9 protein-coding genes are annotated in these 11940 nt (G+C 45.3%); 1 reads left to right on the plus strand and 8 read right to left on the minus strand.

Annotated elements, in window-relative coordinates; all coding sequences use genetic code 11:
* The 6 genes from QZY95_RS02310 to QZY95_RS02335 all read right to left on the minus strand — a co-directional run.
* On the minus strand, positions 1–1002 hold a 1002-nt coding region (locus QZY95_RS02310; RefSeq protein ID WP_290918875.1), incomplete at its 3' end, for an HD domain-containing protein.
* Between the two features lie 12 nt (positions 1003–1014).
* Positions 1015–1809, minus strand: coding sequence for a MogA/MoaB family molybdenum cofactor biosynthesis protein (locus QZY95_RS02315; protein ID WP_290918878.1), 795 nt, complete (start codon positions 1807–1809; stop codon positions 1015–1017).
* A gap of 461 nt (positions 1810–2270) precedes the next feature.
* Positions 2271–3002 carry an amino acid ABC transporter ATP-binding protein gene (locus QZY95_RS02320; RefSeq protein WP_290918881.1) on the minus strand — a complete coding sequence of 244 codons (732 nt, stop codon included), beginning with the start codon at positions 3000–3002 and terminating at the stop codon, positions 2271–2273.
* Complete coding sequence (locus QZY95_RS02325) at positions 2999–4009, minus strand: amino acid ABC transporter permease (protein ID WP_290918884.1); 1011 nt, start codon at positions 4007–4009, stop codon at positions 2999–3001. Before QZY95_RS02325 ends, QZY95_RS02320 begins: the two co-directional genes overlap by 4 nt.
* Positions 4010–4219: 210 nt before the next feature.
* The gene (locus tag QZY95_RS02330) at positions 4220–5041 is read right to left on the minus strand and encodes a transporter substrate-binding domain-containing protein (protein WP_290918887.1); all 822 of its coding nucleotides are present in this window, start codon (positions 5039–5041) and stop codon (positions 4220–4222) included.
* 44 nt (positions 5042–5085) lie between these two features.
* A complete protein-coding gene (locus QZY95_RS02335; protein ID WP_290918890.1) occupies positions 5086–5253 on the minus strand; it encodes a hypothetical protein in 168 nt (55 codons plus the stop codon).
* Positions 5254–5759: 506 nt separating this feature from the next.
* Here QZY95_RS02335 and QZY95_RS02340 point away from each other — a divergent pair.
* Complete coding sequence (locus tag QZY95_RS02340; protein WP_290918894.1) at positions 5760–7130, plus strand: amidohydrolase; 1371 nt, start codon at positions 5760–5762, stop codon at positions 7128–7130.
* A 197-nt stretch (positions 7131–7327) separates the two neighbouring features.
* On the opposite strand, the gene QZY95_RS02345 is transcribed toward QZY95_RS02340, so the two are convergent.
* Together QZY95_RS02345 and QZY95_RS02350 are read right to left on the minus strand one after the other, a co-directional pair.
* Entirely contained in the window at positions 7328–10369 is a 3042-nt protein-coding gene (locus QZY95_RS02345; protein WP_290918897.1) for an efflux RND transporter permease subunit, read from the minus strand.
* A 5-nt stretch (positions 10370–10374) separates the two neighbouring features.
* Positions 10375–11505 (minus strand): efflux RND transporter periplasmic adaptor subunit, encoded by a 1131-nt coding sequence (locus tag QZY95_RS02350; protein WP_290918900.1) that lies wholly within the window; start codon positions 11503–11505, stop codon positions 10375–10377.
* Between the last annotated feature and the right edge of the window lie 435 nt (positions 11506–11940).

Raw genomic sequence — 11940 nt, forward strand, 5'->3', positions numbered from 1 at the left:
GCGTTCATGATGTTGGCATGCCCAGTCCCGAATAACTTCTAAGCCAGGTATTCCGGATAAAATATGCTCTGTGTATGTTGCATGCCGCTGAATGATAGAAAATTCTTCTTTGGTCAAGCGCCCGTTTTTTTCAAGCAGCGCTGCAGGAACAGCGAGTTTTCCAATATCATGCAAGCGCCCTGCGGTTTGAAAAAGAATTTGCTCAACATCATTAAACCCAAGCCACCTGCCAAGAACGCTCGAAGTAATCGCAACACCTTGAGAATGTGTTGCGGTAAAACGACTACGAAAGTCAATTACCTTCGCGAAAAGACCTGTAAAATCAAGAACGCCTTCTGCATCAAGAATATCGGAATCAAACTGGGTAGAAAGCGTCAGTGACTTTTCCGTGCGGGCAGAGTGCAATCTATGGTAATAGTTGCGTTTTGACTCAGACTCCCGCAAAGCTTCCACGTAGTCAGGATTAAACATTGTGCCGGCATGCTTGCGGCACAACTCAATTAGAATTGGAATTTGGTGTCTCGCGGGGCGGTCTCGACGGGTATGAACATCAATAAAATCAGCAAGATTAATAATATTGCTGATTTGATAAACTTTGTTTCGCCCTTCAAGCTCTTCCCATGGGGTATGGTGATACTCTACAAGCTTTGAAACATCCTGTAATTTTTTAGATGAGCTGATGATAACAGCACCTGCAATCGAGTGCTTGATGGTATCATCCTCAAACAGCAAAGAATCAACTGCAGGATACAGTGAAACTGCGCCAATGTCGTGCAACATGGCAGCAAGAACAACATTGCGCTGTTCAAAGCTGCTTAGTCCGTAACACTCAGCTATACGGGATGCAATAAAGCCGACATTTGTGTGATGTCCCGCAAGAGTATGCGAAACCATATCAAGCGAGCGCGCCAAAGCGCTAACAAGATCGAATAATCGAACGTTAAAGTCACTACCTTCTGTGAATGCTAGCCCCGGCCCCTGACATTCATGCTGAAATACCACAGCTTCTCCTACCTAGTTCCCGCAATCAGCCGGGTCGCCTTGCAGCTTGGCAATAGTATGTCCAAACGCCGGCAAAACCGCCTCTAAATTTTCCGCAACAGCCTTGGTGCTTCCCGGCATATTAACGATAAGAGAAGTACCCAAAGTCCCTGCAATAGCACGTGATATGACAGCATGAGGTGTTTTTTTCAAACTTGCAGCCATCATAGCCTGCTCTATCCCGCGAAGACGTCGGTCTATTACCTTACTTGTGGCTTCAGGAGTCACATCCCGCGGTGCCACACCGGTTCCACCGGTTGTAAGAATCAAATCAAATTTTTGCTGTAAGGCAAGGTTGGCCAGCAGCTGGCGTAATTGCAGTTCTTCATCTGGAATCATATACCCTTGAGCGTAGGCAAGGTCATATTTTTCACGAACGAGAGACTCAATCAACGGCCCGCTTCCATCTTCACGTTGTTTACGTGCACCTTTATCAGAAAGAGTCACCCACGCAAGGCTCAGTGCTTCTTTTACAGGAGTAACAGAGCACCGATCTCCTTCTTCTAAATCACAAAGCATTTTCACCCACATGCCTTCTACTGCGTGCACACCATCAGCTATCGGGGAATACCCGTTGCTTAGAACCTTACAGCAAACACTGTCAGTTTCTTTGCTTGTCACAAAAAAATCTGTTCCTACTGGGAAATATGCAGGAGAAAGTTCTGTATCAATGCTTGCACCCAACTCCGCTCCATCGGTAGGTCTTCCGACAAAGACGACATCATTGAGAGCGAGCTTTCGAAGCGCTGTAAAGGAAAAAATTTTCATATATTCACGGCTGCAATTTCTTGCATTTTTGTTTCATAGACAATTTTGCGATGCTCAATACCCGCCTGTACGAGTACGGTAAGGGAACAATGCAGAAACGCCGGAAACAACTGCATCCGACATTATCCTATTATTACAGACAATAACACTGTTTACCCTTTGTACAAGCAGATAACAATATCCGCCCCGAACCAGCATGCTATCCTAGTGAAAATTTTCAACAAAAACAATACACCTTTTTACGAGTTTCCAAGCAAAATCGTCAAAAAAAATGAATTCCCCTTGTTAATATCAACCTGAAAAAACATACAATTTTGTCAATATACATTCATGTTCATATATATTGAATAACTAACCAATCGCTTTTCACATAGCACCCTTCTGTTACGACAACGCCGCAACAAAAAAAGGAACGGACTCAAAAAGTCCGTTCCTTCCAAACAACAAACTGAGTGTCAAAATTACAAAATTTGACTCAAGAACAGCTTGGTACGATCATGCTCAGGCTTGGTGAAGAAGTGTTCAGGAGTACCCTGCTCAACAAGTTGTCCACCATCCATAAACACAACACGGTCTGCAACTTCACGGGCAAAGCCCATTTCGTGAGTAACAACAACCATGGTCATACCCTCTTTTGCAAGATTCTTCATAACATCAAGAACCTCACCAACCATTTCTGGATCAAGAGCAGAAGTCGGTTCGTCAAACAACAACACCTTAGGGTCCATTGCTAACGCACGCGCAATAGCAATACGCTGCTGCTGACCACCGGAGAGCTGGTCTGGATACACATTATATTTATGTGCAAGACCAACCTTTTCCAGCAGTTCCATACCTTTTTTCTCTGCGTCCTTTTTAGAGCGTTTGCGCACTGTCATCTGTGCCATTGTAATATTATCAAGCACGCTCATATGCGGGAACAGGTTAAAGGACTGGAAAACCATACCTACTTCAGCACGAATCTCGTTAATGTCACAATTAGGATCAAGAACTTCTGTGCCTTCAATGGTAATAGAGCCACTGTTTGCATATTCCAATCGGTTTAAACAACGCAGGAAGGTTGACTTACCGGAACCGGAAGGCCCGATAACAACAAGCACTTCCCCTGCTGCAACTTCCAGAGAAACATCTTTAAGAGCATGAAGCTCTTCTGGAATATAAAAATATTTATTAACGTTCTTCGCGCTAATCATCGTACTGCTCTCCTTTCAAGGTACTGAACCGCCACAGAAAGGGCAAAGGTAAGTACAAGGTACATAATAGTACAGGCAATCCAAAGTTCGTATGACATAAGGGACGAACTAATTACTTCACGAGTAGCTTTGGTCAACTCACGAACAGCAATAACACCGAGCAATGAGGAGTCCTTAATCAAGCTGATAAACTGCCCTGCAAGCGGAGGAAGAATGCGACGGAATGCCTGCGGAAGAATAACCTTACGCATAGCCTGAGGACCACTTAAGCCCAATGCGCGGGCAGCTTCACTCTGGCCACGGTGCACAGACTGAACGCCTGCACGAACGATTTCCGCAACGTAAGCACCAGTAAAAATAGCCAATGCAAATACGCCGTACCAAAGCGCAGGAATAGGGTCGAGTCCAATTTTATCAAGCATAGCGTTGATAAGAGAACCGGCTACAAAGTACCACAAGAAAATTTGAACAAGTAACGGAGAACCACGGATAAGCTCTACATATGTTACTGAAAGCCATCGCAGACACGGGTTCTCTGAAATACGCATCAAGCCGGTAAGAATACCCACAATGATACCGAGAACAATCGCGAGCATGGAGACTTTTAATGTAACATAGGTAGCTTCAAGCAAAATACCCGGCTTACTTACACGGTATTCTGCAATTGTATCACCCATGTAGACATAATCGCCTTCCATGAGAAAAATATTAGCATCTGGCGGTAACTTAACGATCTCTTCATGGCTGCCGTCCTGAATAATAATAGTGTATCCAGCAGCAGTCTTATCAATTTTTGTTAAATCACCTTCAGCTTCAGAACGAACTTCAAGATCTTTATCAAGCCAGAAGTATTGCGGCACCTGTTCCCAGCGCCAGTTGTAGTCTACAAAATCTGCAGCAGCGTAAATAAAGCCGATACCAAGCAGGCAAATTGCCACAAACATGGTTTTCCAAAACAGGAAATAACCCGGCTTCTTAGGACGGTCGAGTCCTGTGTAATTCATCATCTGCGTATCCTTATCTCAACACGTTACAAACAAGTTCTAAAAACAGTAAACCTTCCGGCTCCATATCACGCTGTGAATGCCACAGCGAGCCATGAAACCAGAAGGAAGCTTTGAATGCCTTATTCTGACACTGTCGCCTGAAAACGGGTGAGCGTGACAGTGTAATAAACAGGGTCGGCGAAATGCCGACCCTTTAGTAGACAAAAAAACCTATTTCTTCAACTGGGATTTCCAAGCTTCAGAACGGAACCATTTGTCGTAAAGACGCTGGTAACGACCATCGTTTTTGAACTGGAAGATAAAGTTGTTGAGGAAGTTTGCAAAGTCAGGATCACCCTGTTTGAAACCGATAGCCATTGGCTCAAAAGTAAATGGATCATTTAATACAAAAACTTTGCCTTTACCCTGAACAGAAGCGATGTTTTCAAGAGCAGGAATGTCGAAAACAAAAGCGTCAGCACGGCCGGAAATAACTTCCATACCGCAGTCTACTTCTTTTTCAAAAGATTTGTAGGTTGCTTTAGGAAGGTATTTTTTAACAGCTTCTTCACCGGTAGTACCAAGACGGGAAACAACAACGTACTTAGGATCATTTAACTCTTTGTAACGAGCAATTTTACCCTGAAGTTTGTTGGAAACCATAACGCCCTGACCCATGAGGAAGTAAGCATCGGAGAAACCGATCTGCAGGTTACGCTGCTGGGTAAGAGTCATACCGGAGATGATAACATCAAATTTGTTGGAAAGCAGGGAAGGAATAATGCCGTCAAAGTCAGTATTAACAGGCACAAACTTTACACCCATAGCTTTTGCGAGCTCTTTACCGAGGTCGATATCAAAGCCGATGTAACGACCGTTTTTGTCAGTAATTTCGAAAGGAGCGTAACTTGCGTCAAAACCTACGCGAAGTTCACCACTTTTAAGAATTTTGTTGATAGTAGACTGTTTTGCCAGCTCAATATCAGCAGCAGCAGCTGGTGCAGCGAGCATAAAAGTTAATGCGAGCACCATAAGTACTTTTACGAATTTCATCCCTATTCTCCCATAATAGATAATAAAACTATAACCACAAAGAGTTAGTATTTCCCTTCGGTCAAAACTTCCTTAATGACCATTTCCCGTTTGCACTTGTCGCATTTAGGCATTGGCTCTTCGGGTACAGCAATAATTTGAGTCTTGCGGCAGATAGGACATACAACCTCAACAAACTCTCGCTTATAACGATCTTTAAGTACTCGTTCCATACCTACTAACTCCTTACAAAGAAATGACCCTGAAGCATGGCGCTAAAGGCATCCCCTTCAACATGTTTAACATATATGTAAAACTTGCAGAAAATCAAGTTCTACACACCTGCCTTCTGTTTCAAGTCACTCTTCAATGGTTAACCAAAGATAAACTTGTCGGATTCCCTCCTAGCATACCGTAATTACAGAAAAATTGTAATAAAAATATGAAAGGCCCGACCCCATCGGTAAACGCTGTTTCCCGCAGCTTAATTACCGATTGATATGTGTAGTATATTCACTCCCTAACGTCTACTCTAAAACGCGCCATGCCCCATTATTCTTGCTTTACCGCAAAGCAACCACTGTAACTTTCACAAAAGTTGTCTCGCTGATTGTCTCAGGTAACGCTAAATTGACAGCCTCCCCGCTCAGGCATATTTCCCTCATGACTTTTCTGTACTGCCGAGGGCACGATGCCAGCAGGCACTACTCTTTTCTAACGATCTCTTTGCGGAGGACACATGTCGCAAGTACTTCTGAGCAATGCGCTCATCCTTTCTATGAATGAAAATCGAGAAATGTTCGTCAATGGCGACATACTCATAACAGATGACCGCATTACCGCTATCGGCGCAGTAGATCAAAGCACACTTTCGCCAAATGCAGAAGTAATAGACTGCACAGATTCTATCATTATTCCGGGTCTTGTTAACACACATGTGCATTTATGCCAGCAGCTTGGTCGCGGACTCGGAGATGACGTCAACCTGCTCACATGGCTTCATGACCGCACATGGCCATATGAACTTTCCATGACAGAAGATGATGTAGAGATTTCCGCACTTGCATGTTGTGCAGAACTTATCCGTTCCGGTGTTACATGTTTTGCAGAACCGGGTGGACAACATGTAGACGCAATGGGTCGCGCTGTGACTAAAGCAGGCATCCGCGGCATCCTTGCCCGCTCCACTATGGACTGCGGAGAAGGCATTCCTGAAGATCGTCAGGAAACAACAGACGAAACTCTCAATATTCAGCTCGACCTTATCAAACGTTGGAACGGCGCTGAAAACGACCGTATCCGTTGCTGGTTCGGACTCCGTACTATCTTCAACAACTCTGACGAACTCATCGTGCGCACGAAAAAACTGGCAGATGAATTAAACGTCGGCATCCACATGCACGTTGCGGAAATCAAAGAAGAGGTCGAATTCGTCCGCGAAACACGCGGAGAAACAACGGTCGAACACCTTGCTAAACTTGGTGCACTTGGACCAAACCTTCTTGCTGTGCATACGGTCTGGCTTACAGAAAATGAAGTTGCTCTTTTTGCCAAACACGATGTTAAGGTTTCCCATAACCCGGGTGCAGCCATGCGCGTACTGGGCTTTGCTCCGGTTCCGGAGATGCTCAAACAGGGAATCTGTGTAAGCATCGCCACAGATGGTGCTCCATGCAACAACCGCATGGACATGCTTGATGAGCTGTACCTCACTGCTCTTATCCACAAAGGACGCACTCTCGATCCGACAACAGTTCCTGCGGAAACTATTTTGGAAATGGCGACAGTGAATGGCGCAAAAGCACTCCTCTGGGATGATCAGATCGGCTCACTCAGTGTCGGTAAAAAAGCAGACTTAGCTATCATTAAACCGTCACTTATGCCGGGTTCCGTACCCGTTCATGACCCAGTGTCCAGCCTTGTGTACTCAATGCACTCCACAAATGTGACACACACCATGTGCGACGGACAATGGCTTATGAAAGATAAAGAAATCACCACATTTGATGAAAAAGACATCCTGAAAAAAGCACAAAAACATGCGGATGAGATCAGAGAACGCGCTGGAATTACCCTTGCTCCTCGTTTCCCTGTAGTTCAGGTTCGATAATAAAAAAAGCCCATGTGAATCTTTCACATGGGCTCGGTTGCAGAAAAGGGCTCGAGGAGAGTGTAACAACTAAGGGGGAGCGTTACTGACCCTGTTTCTGCAGGGTGCATGGTTAGGAAACAAATTTTATACTGCTAGAAAGCTCTCGCCGCTTCATACTAGAATCAGGGCGTGCCAAACGGCACGCCCTTCATACATTATGCTGCCTGTTCACGGATCTTGAACAGAATTACGTAAAGCGTCGGTACTACTAACAACGTCAATACGGTTGCGAAGGTCAAACCTGCCATAATCGTCACCGCCATGGACACAAAGAACGCGTCTCCAAGCAGAGGGAGCATGCCGAGTACAGTCGTACTTGCAGCCATCATAACAGGACGAACACGACTTACAGAGGCATCAAGCACAGCTGTAAAAGGCTCTTTACCTTCGCGTATCTGCAGGTTGATTTCATCCAGCAATACAATTGCGTTTTTGATCAACATCCCCATCAGACTCAAGAAGCCGAGCAAAGCCATAAAGCCGAATGGCTGCCCTGCCGCAAGCAGTCCCCAGGCGACACCGATAATTGCCAGAGGTACTGTGAGCCAGATGATTAGCGGTTCACGCAAAGCGTTAAAAAGCGCAATGGTGATAATGATCATAAGCACAATGGTTGTCGGGATGGTTGCAAATAAACCAGCCTGCGCGTCTGTGGAGTCCTCATACTCACCGCCCCACTCCATTGTGTAGCCGGCAGGAAGTTTAATGGACTCAACCTGAGGACGCATCTCTTCAAAAAGCGCTGTCGGTTGCCCGACCTTAGCTTCACACGAAACAGTAATCGTCAACTTACGGTTACGTCTGTGCAAGGCGTTATTTTTAAATTCAGTATGATATTCAGAGACAAGCTGTCCCAATGGAATCATGCTGTTAGAGACTTTACTGAACACCTGCACGGCATCCACAGTTCCAATATCAGAACGTTCTTTCTCTGGCGGACGAAGTACAATCGGCAGCAGTGTATCGCCATCGCGGTAGATACCTACAGACTGTCCTACGTATGCAGACTTTAACGCAGTCGCAATATCCGGACGGTCAAGACCGGCTCGGCGTACTGCCTGTTCATTAAGAACCGGAACAACAACTTTTGCTTTCTGACGCCAGTTGTCACGAATACCGCGTGCATTGCTGTTTGAGGCAAAAACATGTTGTGCTTCAAGAGAAAGCGCACGCAATACTTCCGGATCAGGGCCTGAGAAACGAACCTCAATCGGATCATCACGTCCTGGACCAAGACGTACCTTTTTGAATTTGAAAAATGCTTCAGGGAATGTCTGAGCGGCATAATTTCTGTATTCATCAATCATGGCCGGAACATCGTGGTAATCCTTGATAGTCACAACAATCTGGCCATAGTTCGGGTAATTCTGTTCCGGACTGTATACCAGCATAAAACGGGGAGCACCGGCACCAACAAAAGTCGTGGTAAATGTTACTCGCTCGTCTTCTGCCAATTTCTTTTCAAAGATTTTTAAGTCATCGCTAACAGCACTGATGTCGGAACCTTCAGGTTTCCACACATCAATAAAGAACTGCGGCTGCGTTGATGCCGGGAAGAACATTTGGTCAACGTACTTCATTGCATAGCCTGATGCGAACATAAGGACGAGCAAAGCACCTACAGTTACCCAACGGAAGTTCAAACATGCACGCAAACAACGTCGGTACACACGGAACAACACGCTTCCGTATGGATCAGCATCAGCGTCTCCGTTCCCTTTATGCAGAAACATTTCACAGAACAGCGGTGTAATTGTTAGGGCTGTTACCCAACTGAGCATCAATGAAATCAACAACACCCAGAACAGAGATCCACAATATTCACCGGTGGAGTCAGAAGACAGACCGATAGCGGCGAAGGCTAGAACCGCAACAACGGTCGCACCGAGCAACGGCCACATATTTTGCGCAACTACAGCACGTGCAGCAGCAATCTTATCTTCACCCTGCTGTATTCGTATGAGCATACCTTCCGTGACAACAATGGCGTTATCCACCAGCATACCCAAAGCAATAATCAACGCACCCAGCGAAATTCGTTGCAGCTGAATATCCATCATCTTCATAAAGATGAAAGAACCACAAACCGTAATCAACAAGACAGTGCCGATAAGCAAACCGCTTCGCAGCCCCATGAATATCATCAGGATAACAACAACAATTGCTACAGCTTCCAGCAGACTAACAGCAAAACCGTCAACGGCTTTTGTTACATAGTCAGGTTGGAAGTACACCGGTTTAATCTGGAAACCGACAGGGGTTGATGCATCCAGCTCGGCCAGACGTTTTGTTACACGGTCTCCAAGATCAACAATGTTGCCGCCTGAGGCCAGCGAAATGCCGACAGCAAGAGCACGCGTGCCATCCTGTCGCATAATGTTTGTTGAAGGCTCAATATAACCACGGGTAATTTCAGCAAGGTCACGCAAGTAAACAAGTTTACCTGTACTTGTATCTGTAACGTAGATGTCGCCAAGCGCATCTACAGACGTAATCCCCCCAGACGGGTTGATGCGAATATATTCTGTTCCCACATGCACATTGCCTGCATCGGAAACAAGGTTACGTTGTTGCAGCGCCTCGATAATAGATTGTGTTGAAACACCAAGCTGACGTAGTCTCGCACGGGGGATCTCGACAAACACAGCCTCTTGCTGTTCACCCCAGACTGTAATCTTGGCAACATCAGGAATAAGCAGCAGCTCTTTACGCAAAAAGGTTACGTAATCCTGTAGTTCCTTATATGAGTAACCATCTGCTGTAATAGAATATAAGATTCCGTATACATCACCAAAATCGTCTACTACTACAGAAGGATTAGCCCCCGGTGGCAACTGCCCCTGAGCATCACCAACCTTTCTTCGCAATTCATCCCACACCTGCGGCAAGGTTTCTTTATCGAAGCTGTCTTTAATTTCTACAGTGATGATTGATTTGCCGGGAGTGGATACAGACGTTATCTTATCCAATTGTCCCAGCTGCTGAATAGCACTTTCCAGTCTATCCGTTACTTCTTCGGTTACTTCTTCTGCTGTAGCACCTGGGTACGTGGTGATGACCAAGGCTTCTTTAATGGTAAATTCAGGATCTTCTAAGCGTCCCATGGACTGATATGCGAACAGCCCGCCGACAATAAGTATCACGGTCATCGTAAGCGTTGTTACACGCCTACGGATCGCCCATTCTCCAAGACTCATTACAGCTACTCTCCAATCTCACCCTGCAACACACGCACAGGCTGTCCTTCTTTAAGGTAGTGCACACCTGCGGTAACAACCTGCATTCCGAAATCGAGTCCACTTTTAAGGATATACTGATCCTGAAGCATGTCGCCCAATTCAACTGGAACACGCTTTACGGTGCTGTCGCTCTGAACAATCCAAACAAACGGAACATTCTCTTCATCAACAGCCACTGCATTTACCGGAACACGAACCCCGTCCGATGCTGTTGAAGACTCACCCGGCAAAGAGGCTAACACCTCTGCTGTCATGCCGGAATAAATGCTCACACCTTCAGGCTGCGGTACTTTTACGGTTACAGTGTATGTTCTAGTCTGCTCATTGGCGGTTGTTTCAAACTCTTTCAATGTTCCTTCGTACAGCTTGTCGGGCATGGCTGCAAAACGAACAGAAGGATTTTTCAACATATGGGCATTTGCTTGAAGAATAGCAATTACGAGTTCAGGTACTTCAACCTCAACATCAAGGCTTTTTACGTCGTCAATACGGGCAATGTGCTGTTGTGCCTGTACGTTCTCAAAGTTCTTAACGTATGTTTTTGCCACGACACCATCAAAAGGTGCACGAAGTACTGTGTATGCTAAATTAAGACGAGCCTGCTCACGCTGTTGTTCAAGCTGTTTTACCTGTGCGCGAGCATTTTCAAATGTGCTGTGTGCGCTGTCGTATGTTGCTTTTGATACAATATCATCCTTAAGCAACACAGAGTTACGCTTGTGGTTCAAAGCTGCTTCCTGCAAGGAAGCACGTGCACCAAGAAGCTGTGAATCAAGGGCACGAAGTTGGGTTTGAAAATCGCTGGTATCCAATGTTGCAATAACCTGCCCGCGCTTAACATGTTCGCCTGCCTTTACAAGCAGCTCACTAAGCTGACCGGAAACACGGAAACCAATTTCCGCTTTTTCACCGGCAACAACGGTTCCAGGAAATGCACGGGCAACAAAATCTTGTCTTCCGCTTACAACAATTGCTTTTACAGGTTTAGCAACGACGACCTCTTTTGAAACCCCTTCGCCGTTACAGCCTTGAAGGACAAAAAGAAACAGTCCTGCAAGGACAAAAATCAAACTCTTTACACTAACTTTTTCCATGAAATGCTCCCCAGCAATCCCGAAACATGCTCCTCGAAAGCCATGCTTCGTCATCATGTATTTTATACGGTAAGGGTAAAACAATATGGATCTGGTCATTCCATAGTGATTCAACCCTGATTAATTAAAAACTGCCGAAAGGTCTTTGGTTGGTAGGTCTATCCCGAATTCAAGCGTCGCGCATCCACCAATTTCCATAAAATGCATACAAAAATTTCTGGATACCAATCTAACGCTGAACTGTAGGAAAATTAGCCCAAAACGATAATGTGCTGTTTTAGTTGTTTCGGCAGCTCTGAATAGTTAGCAATCAGCATGCCAAAGATAAAAGTTCCCTATTACAGACTGTTAAGGAAAATTGCATCTCACCACAGATAAAAACTGTTGTATTTGACAGCATAGCTGTTATATTTAACAGAACGATATTAATCTGTC

It is taken from the genome of Halodesulfovibrio sp. (assembly GCF_015482765.1).
Lineage (GTDB): Bacteria > Desulfobacterota > Desulfovibrionia > Desulfovibrionales > Desulfovibrionaceae > Halodesulfovibrio.